This window comes from Microbacterium sp. (genome assembly GCF_041641055.1).
GTDB lineage: Bacteria > Actinomycetota > Actinomycetes > Actinomycetales > Microbacteriaceae > Microbacterium.
Genome location: NZ_JBEPZB010000017.1, coordinates 1 through 17,599 on the forward strand (window position 1 = coordinate 1; position 17,599 = coordinate 17,599).

Genomic DNA, 17,599 nt, shown 5'->3' on the forward strand with positions numbered 1-17,599 from the left:
GTCGGGCGATGCGCGACCGCCACAGCTCTTCGTATCGGGCGAGGAGCGCCCTGGCGCGGGCGATCATCTCGGGGTTCGCGCGGACGAGCCGCTCGCGTCCCTCGGCGCGCTTGACGATGAGGTTCGCGGCCTCGAGCACGGCGACGTGCTTCTGCACCGCGGCGAACGACATCTCGTATTCGGAGGCGAGGGTCGAGACGGACTGCTCCCGCTCGATCGTCCGGCGCAGGATGTCGCGCCGGGTCGACGTCGCCAATGCGTGGAACACACGGTCGACCTCCGCTTCGCTCAATTCTCGTTGTGCAACCATTTGGTTGTACGTTACGCCCGAGCGATGCGGAGGTCAAGAGGGGATCTGTGAGTTCCGTCTTTAGATCGGACTAATCGCTTTACATCGGATTACCCCGGAGTTCGATCAGACTAAGTCCGATCCAAAGCGGAGCTTTGGGAGTTTGATATCGGTGTGCGCGCATCTGGGTTCAGCGGCAGCGAACTGCCCGCCTGAGCCCCCGGATGATGATGAAACAGCAGAGATCGCGCTGAGAAGTCAGATCGTCAGGCTGGCTTATGAACAACGGTTGAACGGCGGCCTGTGGACTCCGGGAATCGGGTGACCCGTTGATGGCGAAACCCGCGCCAAAGCTCATCCACCGCCCGTTTCGGTGCCCTGCCGTTCGGCAGGGAATTACGGCGAGCCCACGCTCGGCGTGTCGACCTTCCCCGTCACCACCACTGGCGTCCGGCCCCGAACGATCGTCTTCAGTGGGACGACCGCTCCAATCTGCTGTCCACTGCTGCGGCTAGGCGAGGCTGGGCCGTGGTTCGCGCGCGAGGAGGGGGACCAGGCGGACGAGGATGATCATCGCGACCAGTTCGACCAGGGTTTGTGTGACCACCGCGAGCGGGGCGATGCTCATCGAGACGGGGAGAGCGAGAGCGAGCGGTAGGACGACGAGCGAGTTGCGCGTCGCAGTGGAGAAGATCACCGCGCGGGTGGCGGGGACGTCTAGTCGTCCGACGCGGCCGGCGAGCTTCCCGATCGCGACGGCGAGGACGACGAATGCGATGTAAAGCGGTACGACTCGCAGGAGCGCGGTGAGTTGCGATCCAACGGCGGCGATCTGGGAACCGATCACCACAGCGAGCGTCACCATCATCAGCGGCACCATCGCGCCCGCCATGATCTTCGCTATGAACCGGCCTCCCCGGTGACGACGGGCAACAGCCTGCACGACCGCTGCGGCGGAGAGGGGGACCACGATCAGCAACAGGAATGCCCGGATGAACGGGCCCATGTCGACCACATCGAGCACTGCGCCGCCCGCGAAGAGGAACAGGAATACAGGTAGAAGCAGGATCTGGAGCAACATCAGCAGCGGTGCGGCTGCGAGCAGTCGTGCGCCAGCGCCGCCTGCGAGGCCTGCGAACACGATGACGTAATCGATGCACGGGGTCAGCAGGACGAGCAGCACCCCGAGCAGCAGCCCGCGATCGTCGACCACGAAGCGCGATAGGCCCCAGGCGACCATCGGCACGATGACGAAGTTCGCCACCAGCATTGTGCCGAGAAACCTGATGTCACGGAACGCGCGTTTCACTTCGATGAGCGGGACGCCGAGGAACGTCGCGAACAACAGCAGCATCAGTGCCGGTTCGATCGAATGCTCGAGGCTCGGAGCAACTTGCGGCGTTATCAGCCCGACGGCCGCCCCCACGGCGATGGCGCCGATGTAGAGGGCGACTTGATGGGTGTCCCACCACCGCACAAGGGATCTCACTCGGTGCTCTCATCGCCTGCACGGATCATGAAAAGTGCTCCGGTGATCGCTGCGGCGAAGATGACGATGTCAGCGACGTTCCCGATGAACCAGTTCCCGTAGGCGAGGAAGTCCACGACGTGACCCCGGGCGAACCCGGGGTCACGGAAGAGGCGGTCGCCTGCGTGTGAGGCGGCAGCTCCACCGAGCGCGCCGACGACGATCGCCCATCCCGGCCGTTGCACTCGGAACGCGAACACGATCGCTGTGACGGTAGCGGCAACAGCGAGCAGCGCGAACACCCAGGTGAAGCCTTCACCGAACGAGAATGCCGCTCCGGGGTTGTAGGCGAGCTGCAAACCCAGCAGGTCACCGATCAGCGGGATCCGCTCACGCTCGGTGAGGGTGGCTTCGGCCCACACCTTCGTTCCCTGATCAATCAGCACGACGACCATGGCGATCAGAAGCGCTCCACCAGTGAGCTGCCACCGCCTCGTCGACGACAGCTTGCGCGCAGCGGGCGGGTGATCCTCTGTCTGGGAGGAGGTCATGCGAGGACCTCGATCAGACGGACAATGACCCCAGATTCGATCAGGATGAACAGGCCCAGACCGATGAACACGGCCGGTACGAGCCAGTGCTCTACGCGCTCCAGCCCCTCGGTGACAGCCTTGTTGGTGCCGATCAGCCGACCGGCCGCGCACCAGACCGCGACGAGGATCAGGAACACGACGATCATGATCGCGACGTCGCCGGGGGCGCTCGTGCGGAAGATCGGTGTGTAGAGGGAGATGTTGTCGGCCCCGTTGGCGATCGTGATACCTGCGACGCCCCAGAGTCCGACCGCGGTGATCTTGGAATCGTCGTCATCGTTATCGCCGTTGCGGCGCAGGCCGCGAATGAGTGTCCAGATGCCGATGCCGAGCGGGATCAGACCCAGGAAACCGACCCATTCGTCCGGAACGACGGTGAGACCGAGGGCGGCGATCACGCTGATCACGACGAGGGTGATGAACCCCAGGTACTGGCCTGCGACGATCTGCCACGGCCGGGGTCTCCCGCGACTGGAGGCGAGGAACAGCACGGTGAGCACGACGATGTCGTCGATGTTGGTTGCCGCGAACAGGCCGATCGCTGATCCGATGGTGGCGAGCATCAGCTTTCCAGTCGCGGCGTGCGGGTGCGGGCGGCACGCAGGCCGTTCAGGATCACGATGACCTCCGCAACCTCGTGGACCAGGACGACGGCCGCGAGCCCCAGGATGCCGAAGAGCGCGAGCGGGAGCAGTGCGGTGATGATCAGCAGCGACAGGATGATGTTCTGGTTGATGATCCGTCGACCGCGGCGGGCGTGGTCGAACGCCCGTGGGATGAGGCGCAGATCATGGCCGGTGAAGGCCACGTCAGCGGATTCGATCGCTGCGTCGGAGCCGGTCGCGCCCATCGCGATACCGATGTCTGCGCCAGCGAGGGCCGGGGCATCGTTGATGCCGTCGCCGATCATCGCGACCGGTCCCGCCGTCGACAGCTCCGCGATCGCGGTCGCCTTGTCCTCCGGGCGCAGTTCCGCGCGTACGTCGCTGATCCCTGCCTGCGCCGCGAGTGCACGAGCGGTCCGGGCGTTGTCGCCGGTGAGCATCGTCACCCCGACGCCCTGGCCGGTGAGTGTCTGGACGACCTCGGGGACTTCCGGGCGCAGCTCGTCGCGGACGCCGATCGCTGCGACCGGTGACCCGTCGCGGTGCACGATGACGACGGTCATGCCCTGCTCTTCCAACTCCGCGACCCGCTCCGCGAGGTCGCCGGCGTTCAACCAGCGGGGACTGCCGACGGTGATTCTCGATCCGTCGACGGTGCCGTCGATGCCGTGCCCAGCCTGCTCGGTCACATCTGCAGCTGCTGGAGTCCCCGGCGCCGCGGGAGTGATCGCTGAGGCGAGAGGATGGGTGCTGTGCTGCTCCAACGCGGCCGCCCAGGCCAGAGCCTGGGTCTCGGTCACGCCGTTCGCCGTGAGCACGGCGGTGACCGCCGGTTCGTTGCGGGTGAGGGTGCCGGTCTTGTCGACGGCAACGTGTCGGACCGTGCCGAAGCGCTCGAAAACGGCGCCGGACTTGATGATCACACCGAACTTGCTCGCCGCGCCGATCGCCGCGACGACCGTCAGGGGGACCGAGATCGCCAGCGCACACGGAGAAGCGGCGACCAGTACGACGAGTGCGCGAGTGATCCACACCTCCGGGTCGCCCAGCAGCGACCCGATGATCGCGACGAGCGCAGCGAGGATCAGAACGCCGGGAACGAGCGGGCGGGCGATCCTGTCCGCCAGACGAGCACGCTCGCCCTTCTCGGTCTGCGCTTTCTCGACCAGCTCCACGATCGTCGTGAGCGAGTTATCGGTGCCCGCAGCAGTCGCCTCGACCTCCAGGACACCGGCGCTGTTGATCGCACCGGCCGACACCGCATCGCCGGGCTCAACCTCGACCGGGATGGACTCCCCGGTGATCGCCGAGGTATCCAGGCTGGAGCGACCAGAACGCACGACCCCATCAGTCGCGATCCGCTCACCCGGGCGGACCACCATGACCTGCCCGACCGTCAACTCTCTCGCCGGCACCTGCGCGGAGACGCCACCCTGCAGCACGGTCGCTGTCTCCGGCACGAGCTTCAGCAGTGCCCTCAGTCCGCCGCGGGCGCGGTCCATCGCCTTGTCCTCAAGCGCCTCCGCGATCGAGTACAAGAACGCCAGAGCTGCAGCCTCCTCCACATAGCCGAGGATGACGGCACCGATCGCGCTGATCGTCATCAGCAGCCCGATGCCGAGCTTGCCCTTGAACAGCTTTCGGATCGCGCCGGGCGTGAACGTCGACGCGCCCAGCAGCAGACCGACCCAGAACAGCACCAATGCCGGGATCTCGAGCCCAGACCACTCGAAAATCAGACCGGCCAGGAACGCAACGCCGGAGAACACCGGCACCATCACCCCGCGGTCTCTCCACCAGGGCCGCTCGGCCTCTTCGATCTCTTCGCCCGCCGTCGCGGCAGGCTCGTGCTCGCAGCCACACGCCTCGCTCACGCGTCAGCCCCCGTCCCACAGCAGCCAGCCACCGTGCACGATGAATCCACGCAGGGCGCGTGCTCATCGACCGCCAGCGTCACGTCCACGACCGCGACGAGGGCAGCTGCAAGATGCGGGTCGGCGATCTCGTAGCGAGTCTGGCGGCCCTCCGGCTCGGCAACGACGATCCCGCAGTCTCGCAGGCAGGTCAGATGGTTCGACACGTTCGAGCGCGTCAGCTCCAGCTCACGGGAGAGAACAGCCGGATAGCTCGGTCCACCGAGCAGAGACATGAGGATTCGGGAACGCGTCGGATCGGCCATGGCCCGGCCGAGCCGGTTCATGACGTCGATGCGTGAGGCAATAGTCAGCATACGCTGTACTGTACAGCATCCGCTGACCCATTGCCGACGCGGTCCACCTGATGTCCTCAGCGCACGATCTTTGAGCCCGCAGGCACGCTGCCGCCCCAAGAACGCTCTGCATGCGACCGTCGGTACGTGAGCCATGACCTGGATGTTCCTCGGTCCTCAGTATCGGGTGGTCAACCTGTTACCGATGTTCCTCCTCGGCGCTCTGTTGAACCGTCACGGCTTGAAACGCGATCGCTTGTTGTGGATCACGGCGGCCGTGGCGCCGTCGGCGTATCTTGCCTGGGGTTTCGGGCAGCGGTTCGGCGCGTTGTTGTCCGCGAGCTATCTGGACTCCGTGAGGGATATCGGCCTGGTGTTCGCCGTCCACGTCCGCATTGCCCTCGGGGCTCCGGTGCGACGGGAGCATGCAGAGCGTTTTTGGGGCAAGGAATCTCGATTGGTGGGGCTGGTAGAATGCTGACGTCATGGTTGTCCACGGTCGCACTCGCAACTGCGCCGGCCGTTCCGACGATTTCTTGATAACGAAGATCATTACAGCCCTCGGGCTGGCGCTTCTTCTCGTCGGCGGAGCATGGCCGGGTGGCCATCGCGACGCGGCGGATGCGGCTCCGTATCTGAGCACGACATCCTCGTCGGCGCTAGGGATGCCTTCTGCTGGCCATGTATCGACTGGTGCGGGTGAGAGCGGCGTCGTCCCGACCGGCGAACGTTTCGTGGCCGGGGATGCCACGAATGACATCGTGATCGGCGTTGCCGGATGCCTCTTGGGTATCATCTGCTGCTTCTTGGTGCTCGTCGTCACGCGGGCCTTCCGCCGTCATGTCCCCTCTTCTCGCATTCGCGAACGTTTACCGCGCGCACCATCACTGGCGGCCACGACGGGGCGCCTGTTCGCATTGCCTCCTTCTCTCACGCAGCTTTCCCTGTCGCGGACCTGACTTCGGCGGCGCCATCTCTTCGATGGCGCTCCACTGGTCGTCCTCGTTAGTTGTGTGTGTCTGGAGTGTCTATGAAATCTTCTGCGAAAGCGGTACTTGTCACCGTGGCTATCGCCGTGGTGTTGCTGATCATCGCATTGGTCTTTGTCCTGGCGAATCAAAATCGTGCCGCCGCCCCCGAGACGGGAGACGCTGACGGCCCCCAAGTCGTGCGTGAGAACTCGCATGTCCTCGATGACGGAGGCGAAGGGGCGGTGACGGTTGTCGAGTTCCTCGATTTCGAGTGCGAGGCATGCGGTGCCTTCTACCCCCTTGTGGAAGATCTCCGCGAGAAGTTCGATGGAGAGATCACATATGTGATCCGGTACTTCCCGTTGCCAGGCCACGTCAACTCGAAGAACGCCGCGATCGCTGCCGAAGCCGCAGCGCAGCAGGGCCGGCTGGAAGACATGTATCACCGCCTGTTCGAGACGCAGCCTCAATGGGGTGAGGCTCAGGAGTCTCGTGCGGACCTGTTCCGGGGGTTCGCTGAGGAACTTGGATTGGACATGGCCGCATTCGATGACGCTGTCGCTGACCCTGCTACAGCCGAACGGGTCCAGTTCGATCTAGACGAGGGGGAGCAACTCGGTGTCAGCAGTACCCCCTCGTTCTTCATCAATGGAGAGCCTGTCGTCCTGGAAACGTGGACCGACCTGGAGGACAGCATCGAAGCCGCGGTGAACGGTGCTGAATGATGGCGCGTTCGCTATCGCACCGTCGCGTCATCATCGTCGGCGCCGGGCACTCCGGATTGGCGACAGCCACCGCGCTCAGATCCTCCGGGCTTGAGCCACAGAAAGACTTCGTGATCATCGATTCGGCACCCCCCGGTCAACGAAGCTGGGCTACACGGTGGCACTCCATGAAACTACGCAGCGCGGCGCGCCACAGTGTCGTCCGCGGGTTCCCTTTCCCGGGCGATGGAGACCGCCATCCGAGCGGGGGTGAGATGTCGGATTACCTGTCTTCGGTGGAGAAAGCCCTCGGTGTGAAAACTGTGTGGGGCACCCGTGCTCTCGGAGTCACCCGGTTGGGCGACGGATCCACGCTGCATCTTTCGACCTCCGCCGGGGAGGTGCAAACCCGAAATGTGGTCTGTGCAACGGGAGCTGCCGCAGTGCCGCGCATACCGGGCTGGCGCCGGGAACTGGCAGTACCCGGCGTTGTGCTGCATTCCAGCCAGTACCTCTACCCCGCGCAGATACCTCCCGGCCGCGTGCTGATCGTCGGCGGCGGATACAGCGGCGTGGAGATTGCTGAAGAACTCGCTTCCTCCCACGACGTCACCCTCGCGACTCGAGCGGCCCCCCCTCGGGTATCGGAACGGTCCGTCTGGTCAAGGCTGCGACTCAAGGACCCGAAGCCCGAGGCACGCCCCCGCGTAGATTCCCCAGACGTCACTCATGCCACCGCCGTGACGGACGTTCACGGAGACACCGTGATATTCGCCGATGGGGCGTCTATGAAGCCGCATTCCGTGATCCTCGCGACCGGGTACAGACCAGCCGACGCATGGCTGCCCGATTCGGAGCCGCCCGGGCAGCCTTTGCACGTCAGCGCACGCATCCCCGGACTGTTCAGTGTTGGCATGCCGCGCTACTCCCGGGCGGATGCGGACACTCTCGCTGGGGCGGGTCGTGATGCGGCCACCGTCGCCCGGCTCATCGTTGGACGGCCGTAGGAGCACCATGACAGAAACAGGGCACAGTCACGGTATTGGTGACGCCACTCCCCGCAATCGCCTGGTCATCGCGTTCGCGATCACCTCCTCGGTCTTCATCATCGAAGTGATTGGGGCGATCATCACGGGCAGCCTCGCACTGCTCGTTGATGCTGCACATATGCTCACCGATGTGATCGGGTTGGCGATGGCCGTCACCGCCGCACATCTGATGAACCGTCCCCCGACTCCCCGATACACCTTCGGTCTTCAACGCACAGAGGTACTCGGTGCGCTCGCTCAAGCAGCTCTGCTACTTGGGGTCGGCATCTTCGCGCTCGTGGAGGGCGTGCGGCGGCTGTTCGAGCCACCTGAGATCGCTTCGGGGAGCCTGCTGTTCTTCGGCATCGTGGGTCTCGTCGCCAACATCGCCTCCATGCTTGTGTTGTTCAGCGGCCGCGGACGCAATCTCAACATGCGCGCCGCGTTCCTCGAGGTCGTCAACGATGCCCTCGGTTCTGTCGGCGTCATCGCCAGCGCGATCCTCATCGCCGTTTTCGGGTGGTATCAGGCGGACGCCGTGGCGGGCGTATTGATCGCGCTGCTCATCATTCCCCGCACACTCATCCTGTTGCGAGCATCCGGCCGGGTGCTGATGGAGTCCACACCTGCCGGCCTCGATCTCGAGGATGTCCGCCGCCACATCCTCGCCCTTCCGCACGTGGTCGCTGTGCACGACCTCCACGCCACCCAGGTTTCGACCGACCTCCCCACGCTCACCGCCCATGTGGTAGTCGATGACACCATCACGATGGAAGCCTCCGCCGCACTGCTGACATCACTTCAGCAATGCGTCAGCGAACACTTCGCCGTGGGCATCGAACACTCCACTTTTCAGATCGAACCCGAATCCCACCCCGGAGAGCACGACACCCATGTATAAACGCCTCTCGGCTCGTATCACCGCCATCGCCGCCCTGATGGTGTCAGCATCCGTCGTACTGGGGACCACAGCCCCGGCCGCCGCGCATGATGAGTTCGTCTCGGCGTACCCCGCCGCTGACTCGGCCATCAACGGATCTCCCGACGAGATCTCTCTGATGTTCACCGGGCTGCTCCCGGATGGTGACGGCGCAACAGTCATCGAGGTGGTCGATGAAAGCGGGGCAAACGTCGCAGTCGACGCCCCCCAGATGACCGATGACGTTATCACGCAGCACCTCTCCCCGGACGCCGCGACCGGTGTCTTCACCGTCCGCTGGAAGACCGTCTCCGCCGATGGGCATCCGATCAGCGGAGAGTACGTGTACACGGTCGCACCCGCGCCGGACAGGGGAACCGGCACACCCGCCGCAAGTCCCGCCCCTGAAGCCTCACCGCGGAGCACCGAGGAACCGGAAACCGCATCGCCTGCACAAACTTACGGCGGTACACCATCCGGAGGCGGTGCCTTCGAGATGCTGCCCCTATTCTTCCTCTCTGGTTTGGCAATCATCCTGGGGGTCGGGGCTATCGGCGTGATGATGGCTGGGCACCGCCGTCACCAGCGGGATCGCGCCCAGGCCGCTGAGGATGCCGCGGCGACAGAGAGAGACGCCGATGCGTGACCGAGTCCGCCGGTTGGCGGTGGTGCTCATCGTCACCGCCATCGTCATCCTGATCGATCAAGGCACAAAGACTGTCGCTCTAAACACGTTGCGGCAGGATGCGCGCATACCGCTGATAGGTGACTGGCTCGGTCTTCAACTGGCCTTCAACCCCGGCGCGATCCTCTCGCTCGGGGAAGAGTCCACATGGGTCATCACCGTCATCGGGCTCGCTGTCACCGCAGTCCTCATCGGTGCCGCCACCCGAGCCCGGAACATGTGGTCGGCGGTCGGTTTCGGTTTCATCGTCGGCGGCGCGATCGGGAACCTCATCGATCGCCTATTCTCGCCGCCCGCGTTCGGGATCGGGCATGTCACCGACTTCCTCGCGTACGGCAATCTGTTCATCGGCAACCTTGCCGATATCTCGCTCGGCATCGGTGCCGTGTTCCTCCTCGCCGCAGGTCTGCGCACAAGCCGTCGCCGGCCATACCCCGCGTCCCGCCCCGATCCCGTCGACCCTGTGCCCGCTGAAGAAACGGTTCACCCATGAGTCCCAAAGAACGCGTCCCCTCCACATATCAGCGGAACGCCCTGGCCCCTAGCCTCGTCGCCGCCGCGATCCTGTTCCTCGCCCCGACCCTCATTCAAGCCGACTTCGCCCCGCTCGTCCTGTTCGTGGCCTCAATCTTCGGGCTCATCGTTGCATGGTTTGCTCTGCAGGCGCGCCACTGGTGGTGGATCCCGGTCTTCCTCGCGATCGCCGTGCTCTGGAATCCGGTGATGCCATTCCCCTTCTCTGGTCCCGTGTGGACCACAGCTCAGCCCATCACGGCCGTGGTATTCCTGGCGGCCGGGACGACGATCAAGGTGATCCGGAAGTGAGCTGCGAGACCTTCTTGTCACGACCATGCCTGTGAGCGGCGGGATCCCCGACAGTCCCCCGTCTCTGCAGACGTTCCTCGCACCGGCCGACATTCCGCTTCCGGTGCTGCCAATCGTCGCGGGGATCCTGGCTGCGCTGTATCTCTTCGGAGCGATCCGCCTGTGGACGCACGGGCGTCGCTGGCCCGTATGGCGGACGGTCGGCTTCCTTCTCGGATGCGCTCTCCTCGCCGCGGTCACCGGTCTGGGCGTCGAGACGTATGGCCAAGTGCTGATGTCCGCCTTCATGTTCCAGCAACTCACCCTGATGATGATCGTGCCGCCGCTGCTGGTCCTCGGCTCCCCCGGCACACTCCTTCTGCGAGCAACACCGCATCACGGAGCAGGGCGGGTGGTCCTCAAGGCAGCGCACGGGGCTCTCCGGAGCCCGGCAGCGAAATGGGTACTCAGTCCCTGGGCCGCGGTCCCGCTCTACCTATTCGCCTTCTACGGCCTCTACCTTGCGGGCGCCGCCGACGCCATCCTCGCCGTGCCCGAAGGTCATGTCGCGCTCGAGGTCGGGTTCCTCCTCGCCGGCATGCTGTTCACTATCCCCATTCTGTCGTCTGATCCTCTGCCGGTCAGGTTGAGTCATGGTGCGCGGGCATTGGACGTGTTCGCCGAAGCTGCGCTCCACGCGTTCTTCGGAGTCTTCCTCATGATGGCCAGTACGATCCTGGTCGGCTCATTCGTCACCCCCACAGAGTCACTGGGCATCGATCCCCTCGCCGATCAGCAGCTAGCCGGCGCCCTGGCGTGGTCCTACGGTGAAGCCCCGACCGTGCTGATGTTGATCTACGTGATGCATCGCTGGTTCCGCAGCGACACCGCTCGTGCTGCCGCGGCCGACCGGTACGCCGACGTGCACGGGAACGCCGACCTCGACTCGTACAACGCCTACTTGAAAAAGCTGAGCTCTCATGACCGTGACCGCTGACCCGTTGCAGAGGCGCGCCCTCTCGGTTCGATCAAGGCGCAGCAGCCACAGAGAGCACGAAGCGCGCCTGCCAGCTCTGGGGCCGTTGCCCGTGGCGATCGCCGCATCCGCCGTCGCAGGAGGGATGCTGGATCTCGCGTACCCCGCATACGGGTGGTGGCCCGCAGCGTTCGTGAGCGTGACCATCGGGCTGTGGGCGATTCGCGGACGTTCTCTCCCCACCGCGTTCCTGATCTCCCTCGTCTACGGCGCCGCCTTCTACTTCAGCCATTTGGTGTGGGTGTCACGGTTTCTCGGGTCCATCCCGTGGGTCGCGCTGGCTGGCTTGGAATCCCTCCTGTTCGGTGCCGGAGGCGCGCTGATCGCACTCGCTTATCGTGTCGCCACCACCCGGACGGGATACGGCTACCGCGCGATCACTCCCGTGCTCGTCGCCGGGGTGTGGGTGCTGCGGGAAACGCTGATGGGGAGTACGCCGTACACCGGTTTCCCTTGGGCGCGCGTCGGTTTCAGCCTTGCCGAAAGTCCGCTCGCGGAGGCCGCTTCGTGGCTGGGGACAACCGGGCTGTCCTTCCTGACGGTGATCGTCTGCGCAAGCGCCGTCGAAGCCGTCTCCCTCCGCCGATGGAAGCCAGCTGCAGCAGCAGCGGTCATCGTCATTGCCGCGATAGCCGTCCCTCTGTTCCCCACTGAGCAAGTGGGAATGATGCGCGTCGGATGGGTGCAAGGCAATGGACCCAGCGGCTACTTCGACACCAGGACAAGGGGTGACATCATGCGCGCACAGGAAGAAGCGACCGCTCCTCTTCTGAACCGTGAGATGGACCTTCTCGTCTGGCCAGAAGGTGCCGTCGACGCCGATCCCCTGCGCGATGCCGCCGTCGCAGGCCGCCTTGATCGACTCGTGCAGGCTGCTGGCGCTCCGGCACTGGTGAATGCGGCGACCACTCGTGGAGCCGACACGTTCAACACCTCGATGCTGTGGACCAGCGCCGGGCCGCAACAGCTCCACGACAAGGCCAACCCCGTCCCCTTCGGCGAATACGTCCCGGACCGTTGGTTTTACGAAGCGATCGCCCCCGACCTCATCGGATTGATACAACGCGAGTACACGCCCGGCTCCAACACACCCCTCGTGAACGTTGGCGATGTGCCCATCGGTCTGGCGATATGTTTCGACGTCATCTACGACGACGTCATCCACCAAAGCGCGGCCTCTGGCGCGCAGATGTTCGTGTATCAAACCAACAACGCGGACTTCAGAGGCACCGACGAGAACCTCCAACAGCTGGCCATCGCCCGTATGCGCGCGCTCGAAACCGGGAGAACTGCCGTGAACGTCTCCACCACCGGGACCAGTCAAGTCATCGGCCGCGATGGAAGAGTGTTGGCCCAGGTTGCGGTGGACACGACCGCGGCGAAGATCACCGAGGTCCCCCTCCGCACCGGCACGACCCTCGCCGTCGTGCTGATGCCGTGGCTCGGCTGGACACTCAGTATCGGAACCGTACTAGCGCTGCTCATCATGTCGATCCGATGGCGGCGATCGCATGCTGACTCCCATGAAGATGGATGGATGAAGTCGTGAAGCTCAAGATTCTGACCTCTGTCGCGGCATTCTGCGCACTGCTTCTACTCAGCAGCTGCGCACCCACTGTCCACCTCGAGCCCGCAGCAAACGCGAATGACCCGCTGTGCGCAGAGGTCACCGTACGACTACCGGACACGGTTGGCGACCAGGCTCGCGTCTGGACGGACGCTCAGGCCACCGCAGCATGGGGCACCCCCAGTAGCGTGCTCCTCACCTGCGGGTTGGAGCCCCCGGCTCCCACCACGCTGCAATGTGTCAGCTTGGGGGGCGTCGACTGGATCGTCGACGAGGAGGAGACCCCGAATCTGCGGCTCACAACCTACGGCCGAGATCCAGCTGCCCAGGTGTACGTAGACACGACCACCTTGTCCGCGGACGCCGTTCTCGAGTCTCTCGCCGGGGCGATCCAGCAGCTCCCCAAGGTCGGCGAATGCACAGCACCTGTGACGGACGACCCCGATGGCGCTGAGGCTCAGACGGGAGAGACCGCTCCATGAATCCCGCTATCCTCCGCGTCGCCGGACCCACGATCCTCATCGTCGCCGCCGTCATCGCTCTGGTCGGCGGGCTCGCGATCGGCGGTGGAGCTGCGCCGAGACTCACCAGTGACCCTGGAGCTCTCGTGCGGTGGGGGCTGCCAGCGGCGAAGCTGTTCGTCAACCTCTCCGGCGCGGCGATGGTCGGGCCGCTCGTGCTGGCGCTGTTCGCTCTCCCGTCAGCGGGCAGACCTTTCACCGTCGCTCTGGATATTGCCTCTGCCGGTGCAGCGATCCTCACGGTCACAAGCGGGGTGGTGGCTTTTCTCACCCTCCTGTCCTCGTTCAATCCGCAGGTGAGCTTGAGCTCCGAATTCGGCACACAGCTGGGCCGTTTCCTCCTCGACACGGAGCTGGGCCGATCGTGGCTCATCACCGCGATCTTCGCCTCGGTCGTGACTGTCCTCACGTTCGCCGTCCGCAGTTATGGTGCGGTGCTGGTCACCACCCTGCTTGCGATCATCAGCTTGATACCCATGTCCACCCAGGGCCATTCGGGAGAGCTCGCCAATCACGATGCCGCGGTCATGTCCCTCATCTTGCATGTCATCTCGGCAGCGATATGGCTCGGCGGTCTCACTCTGCTCATCGCCGTTCGACCGGTCAGTTCGTCGCCGGAACTCGAGAACGTACTTCGTCGGTATTCAACCGTCGCGCTCATCGCTTTCATCGGGGTTGCCGTATCGGGTCTCGCGCGCACGCTCACTGCCCTCGGCAGATGGGAGGACTTGGCGTCACCGTATGGCATCATCCTCCTCACCAAAATCGGCGCGCTGCTGATCATGGGACTACTGGGTGCCGCCTACCGTCGCCGCCTCATCGCGAAGGCCGCGGAGGGCCGAGGCGCCTTCTGGGTCGTCGTGTGCGTCGAACTCGGCTTGATGGGTATCGCGAGCGGGGCCGCCGCTGCCCTCGCTCGCACCGCCGCACCCGCTGACACAATCACGATCCCGCAGACCACCGCCGCGGAGATCCTCACCGACGCACCCGTCCCGATCGAACTCACCCTGCAGAGATGGTTCACGGCGTGGAGCCCCGACCTCCTTTGGGTGATCGTCGCCGGTTTCGGAATCGTCTTTTACCTCGTCGGCGTCCGACGCGCACGGCGCCGCGGGTATCCGTGGCCAGCGAGGCGGACAATCAGCTGGATTGCGGGGATGGGGGTGCTTCTCTGGACGACCAGTGGACCGCTCGCCGCCTACGACGACGCGCTCATCAGTCTGCGATTCCTCTCCTTCGCTCTCCTCAGTCTCGCCGTCCCCTTGCTCCTTGCCTTCGCCTCACCCGTCACCCTCGCGGCCTTAGTCATCCACCCACGGAACGATGGCAGCCGAGGACCGCGGGAATGGCTTCTCTGGGCCGCCCACAGCCCGCTGGCACGGTTTACTCGTCGCCCCGTCGTCGCAGCGTCCCTTTTCGCCACGTCGCTGTGGTTGTTCCACTACTCCGATCTGTTCCGATGGTCGCTCTACGACCAGCTCGGAGCGGAATGGATGATCAGCCAGCTCCTCGTCACCGGGTGCCTTTTCGTACGATCGCTTTCCCTAAACGCGTCCACGACTCCCGAGGGGCGGTGGCGTGTGGCCTCGCTCACTGCGCTCACAGGCGCGGCCACATTCTTCGGCATCGCCACTATCACTCGCTCCGACCTCGTCGTCGCGGAGTGGTTTGGCGCCATGGGGCGGACGTGGGGTCCCACCCCTCTCCAGGACCAGGCCCTCGCCGGAGCCGCCACCTTGATGATCGCGGGAACGATCGCAATCCTCACCGGCGTCTCGGTCCTCCACACGAAACGCAACAACAGACCTACCGATAGCACCCCCGTGCCCGCCGTACGAAAGGACCCGCACCTGTGACCTCCACCCACCGCACCCGTTGGCTCGCCAGCACCCTGCTTGCCCTCATCTCACTCGGAATCGTGGCCGCACCGGCCCCCGCAGCTCTCGCGCACGACAACCTCCTGGACACCGTGCCCGGGGCCGACGAAACCGTTACCCAACTTGACGACGTCGCTCTCACGTTCAGCGGGGAACTCATTGACTTCAGCCAGGCCAGCTTCGCCCAAGTGCAAGGACCCGACGGCCTCTTCTACGAAACGAGCTGCTCCACCATCGACCGCAACATCCTCACCACCCCGGTCGCACTCGGACAACCGGGCGTCTACACCGTGCTGTGGAACGCGGTCTCCAGCGACGGTCACCCCATATCCGAGAGCTTCACGTTCACTTACGCTCCCACCGGCATCGAGCCAGGGTTGGGGTGGGACAAGCCGGCATGCGGGAACGAGCAATCACGGATCCAGCCCGGCTACGTTGCACCGTCCGCTGCGCCGGAAACTGAAACTCCCGCCGCGCAGACGCAGTCCCCCTCGCCGGCTCCGGTATCCGCAGACGAGAACGAGGTGACATCGATCGCGGTCCCGCTCATCATCGGTGTGGCCGTCCTCGGAGCAGGAGCGATCGCCGCCGTGGTGATCGTGCGAGAAGTGAACAAGCGGAGGCGCAACCGGTTGGACGACGGCGTCGACGCCGGCACCAGAGGATGAATCGCACAAGGGAGGACTCGAACCCGAATGGAGTTGGTCCGATTCCGCTTCTAAGTCTGAGATCGCGGGCGAGTCAGCATAGATCTCGCGTTTGCCAACGCACCATAGACATGACAGGTGGCAACCGCGTTGCGGCCAACCTGCCCGCACATGTCAGCAGGACCCCCCACGCAAGGCCAGAGGAGAAGACGCAGTGACCGATCAGAGCGTCTCAGCAGCTGCAGCAGCCGAGGCGGCTTCCGACGAATGCGGGTGCGCACCCACGGCGGCCGAGCGCGGCTCGTTCTGGAAGGTCAGTGTCACTCGACGCGGAGCGTTCGGGCTCGGAGCGCTCGGCTTCGCTGCCTTCGCTGCCTTCGGTATCGGCTCGGGCGTCTCAGCCGCACACGCTGCGTCCTACCCGACTTGGGACGACGTGCAACGCGCCAAGAGCAACGAAGCTGCCAAGGCTGCCGAGATCACCCGCATCGAAGGGCTGATCCAATCCCTGACGCAGAAAGTCGCCGACACTCAGGCTGCCGCAGATACAGCCTCCGACGAATTCTATGCAGCGCAGCAGGAATACTTTGCTGCGATCACGGAAGCCGAGAGTCTGCAGGCGCAGGCGGACGAACAATCAGCGATTGCCGAAACCTCCGCGCGCAGGGCCGGTCAAGTTGCGGCACAACTGTACCGCAACGGTGGAGACGACTCAGCACTTCAACTGTTCTTCTCCGGTTCCGCAGCCAACGCCGATGAGCTCCTATCCCGCCTGGGCACCATGGATAAGTTCCTCGAGTACAACCAATCGGTTTATGATGACGCGATCTCGGCACGCAACGCTGCCCAATCGCTCACCGATCAGGCGAAGGTCGCCCGCGATGAACGGGACCGACTGCAGCAGGTTGCCGAGCAGAAGATGATCGCCGCGCAAGAAGCAGCCGACGCCGCACAGGCCGCACTAGACGAGCAGGCCGCGAACCTCGAGACTATGCGGGCGCAGCTCGCTGCTCTGAAAGACACCACGACACAGACGGTCGCGGGCTACCAGGCGGGCGTGGTCGCACGCGAGGCAGCGGAGAAAGCCCGCCGCGAACGCGAAGCCGCCGAAGCAGCAGCCAACGGAGGCGGCAACGGTGGCGGCGGAGGCTCTGCCGGAAGCGGCGGTTGGGTCCGACCCCACGGCGGCGGCCGCAGCTCGAGCTACGGCCCGCGGACCCCCATCTGTGGTTCGCAGGGCTGCTCTTCCAGCTACCACTACGGTGCCGACCTGGCCAACGGATGCGGTGCCGCGATCTACGCGGCCAACTCCGGAACAGTGGACTACGCCGGCGCCAACGGCAACTACGGCAACTACGTCCGAATCCAACACGGCGGAGGTGTCAGCACCGGCTATGCGCATATCAAACCAGGAGGCATCATCGTCGGCCGGGGGCAATGGGTCAATTCCGGCCAGGTCATCGCCTATGCCGGTGACACGGGACGATCCTTTGGTTGCCATCTGCATTTCGAGGTCTACATCAACGGTGGCTACACCAACCCCGTCCGATTCATGGAGGACCGCGGCGTCTATATCTAAGGCTCCGATGCGGGAGCACGAAGTGGCGCCGTCGGCATGAGCAGCGAAGGAGAGAGGGCTGCTCCACTCGTCGCCCGCGACAACATTGCTAGGGATC

20 protein-coding genes are annotated in these 17,599 nt (G+C 64.7%); 14 read left to right on the top strand and 6 right to left on the bottom strand.

Going from position 1 to position 17,599, the window contains the following annotated elements:
• The 6 genes from ACESK8_RS11590 to ACESK8_RS11615 all read right to left on the bottom strand — a co-directional run.
• Positions 1-310: ArsR/SmtB family transcription factor (locus ACESK8_RS11590; RefSeq protein ID WP_372968741.1), on the bottom strand; the 310-nt coding region annotated here is incomplete at its 3' end.
• Between the two features lie 490 nt (positions 311-800).
• Positions 801-1,778: an arsenic resistance protein gene (locus ACESK8_RS11595; protein WP_372968742.1), complete on the bottom strand. Its 978-nt coding sequence runs from the start codon at positions 1,776-1,778 to the stop codon at positions 801-803.
• Positions 1,775-2,308, bottom strand: a complete 534-nt coding sequence (locus tag ACESK8_RS11600; protein WP_372968743.1) for a signal peptidase II — start codon at positions 2,306-2,308, stop codon at positions 1,775-1,777. Before ACESK8_RS11600 ends, ACESK8_RS11595 begins: the two co-directional genes overlap by 4 nt.
• Positions 2,305-2,913 carry a cadmium resistance transporter gene (locus tag ACESK8_RS11605; RefSeq protein ID WP_372968744.1) on the bottom strand — a complete coding sequence of 203 codons (609 nt, stop codon included), beginning with the start codon at positions 2,911-2,913 and terminating at the stop codon, positions 2,305-2,307. Before ACESK8_RS11605 ends, ACESK8_RS11600 begins: the two co-directional genes overlap by 4 nt.
• Complete coding sequence (locus tag ACESK8_RS11610) at positions 2,913-4,829, bottom strand: heavy metal translocating P-type ATPase (protein WP_372968745.1); 1,917 nt, start codon at positions 4,827-4,829, stop codon at positions 2,913-2,915. Before ACESK8_RS11610 ends, ACESK8_RS11605 begins: the two co-directional genes overlap by 1 nt.
• Positions 4,826-5,185, bottom strand: coding sequence for an ArsR/SmtB family transcription factor (locus ACESK8_RS11615; RefSeq protein WP_372968746.1), 360 nt, complete (start codon positions 5,183-5,185; stop codon positions 4,826-4,828). The genes ACESK8_RS11610 and ACESK8_RS11615 overlap by 4 nt, the downstream gene beginning before the upstream one ends.
• Before the next feature lie 133 nt (positions 5,186-5,318).
• Between ACESK8_RS11615 and ACESK8_RS11620 the strand changes: the two genes are divergently transcribed.
• The 14 genes from ACESK8_RS11620 to ACESK8_RS11685 all read left to right on the top strand — a co-directional run bounded on the left by ACESK8_RS11620 (position 5,319) and on the right by ACESK8_RS11685 (position 17,502).
• Positions 5,319-5,645: a hypothetical protein gene (locus tag ACESK8_RS11620; protein WP_372968747.1), complete on the top strand. Its 327-nt coding sequence runs from the start codon at positions 5,319-5,321 to the stop codon at positions 5,643-5,645.
• Between the two features lie 4 nt (positions 5,646-5,649).
• Positions 5,650-6,123: a hypothetical protein gene (locus ACESK8_RS11625; RefSeq protein WP_372968748.1), complete on the top strand. Its 474-nt coding sequence runs from the start codon at positions 5,650-5,652 to the stop codon at positions 6,121-6,123.
• A 71-nt stretch (positions 6,124-6,194) separates the two neighbouring features.
• Positions 6,195-6,860, top strand: coding sequence for a DsbA family protein (locus ACESK8_RS11630; protein WP_372968749.1), 666 nt, complete (start codon positions 6,195-6,197; stop codon positions 6,858-6,860).
• Entirely contained in the window at positions 6,860-7,846 is a 987-nt protein-coding gene (locus ACESK8_RS11635; protein WP_372968807.1) for a flavin-containing monooxygenase, read from the top strand. The genes ACESK8_RS11630 and ACESK8_RS11635 overlap by 1 nt, the downstream gene beginning before the upstream one ends.
• Before the next feature lie 7 nt (positions 7,847-7,853).
• Positions 7,854-8,768, top strand: coding sequence for a cation diffusion facilitator family transporter (locus ACESK8_RS11640; RefSeq protein WP_372968750.1), 915 nt, complete (start codon positions 7,854-7,856; stop codon positions 8,766-8,768).
• On the top strand, positions 8,761-9,432 hold the full coding sequence (locus tag ACESK8_RS11645) for a copper resistance protein CopC (RefSeq protein WP_372968751.1): 672 nt from the start codon (positions 8,761-8,763) through the stop codon (positions 9,430-9,432). The genes ACESK8_RS11640 and ACESK8_RS11645 overlap by 8 nt, the downstream gene beginning before the upstream one ends.
• Entirely contained in the window at positions 9,425-9,964 is a 540-nt protein-coding gene (locus ACESK8_RS11650; RefSeq protein ID WP_372968752.1) for a signal peptidase II, read from the top strand. The genes ACESK8_RS11645 and ACESK8_RS11650 overlap by 8 nt, the downstream gene beginning before the upstream one ends.
• Complete coding sequence (locus ACESK8_RS11655; RefSeq protein ID WP_372968753.1) at positions 9,961-10,296, top strand: DUF6804 family protein; 336 nt, start codon at positions 9,961-9,963, stop codon at positions 10,294-10,296. Before ACESK8_RS11650 ends, ACESK8_RS11655 begins: the two co-directional genes overlap by 4 nt.
• 25 nt (positions 10,297-10,321) lie before the next feature.
• Positions 10,322-11,272, top strand: a complete 951-nt coding sequence (locus ACESK8_RS11660; RefSeq protein WP_372968754.1) for a cytochrome c oxidase assembly protein — start codon at positions 10,322-10,324, stop codon at positions 11,270-11,272.
• Positions 11,273-11,363: 91 nt separating this feature from the next.
• Entirely contained in the window at positions 11,364-12,860 is a 1,497-nt protein-coding gene (lnt, locus tag ACESK8_RS11665) for an apolipoprotein N-acyltransferase (RefSeq protein ID WP_372968755.1), read from the top strand.
• Positions 12,845-13,360 carry a DUF3515 family protein gene (locus ACESK8_RS11670; protein WP_372968756.1) on the top strand — a complete coding sequence of 172 codons (516 nt, stop codon included), beginning with the start codon at positions 12,845-12,847 and terminating at the stop codon, positions 13,358-13,360. Before lnt ends, ACESK8_RS11670 begins: the two co-directional genes overlap by 16 nt.
• 194 nt (positions 13,361-13,554) lie before the next feature.
• Positions 13,555-15,255: a cytochrome c oxidase assembly protein gene (locus tag ACESK8_RS11675; protein ID WP_372968757.1), complete on the top strand. Its 1,701-nt coding sequence runs from the start codon at positions 13,555-13,557 to the stop codon at positions 15,253-15,255.
• Positions 15,252-15,944, top strand: coding sequence for a copper resistance protein CopC (locus ACESK8_RS11680; RefSeq protein ID WP_372968758.1), 693 nt, complete (start codon positions 15,252-15,254; stop codon positions 15,942-15,944). Before ACESK8_RS11675 ends, ACESK8_RS11680 begins: the two co-directional genes overlap by 4 nt.
• 193 nt (positions 15,945-16,137) lie before the next feature.
• Positions 16,138-17,502: a M23 family metallopeptidase gene (locus ACESK8_RS11685; protein ID WP_372968759.1), complete on the top strand. Its 1,365-nt coding sequence runs from the start codon at positions 16,138-16,140 to the stop codon at positions 17,500-17,502.
• Positions 17,503-17,599: the final 97 nt, after the last annotated feature.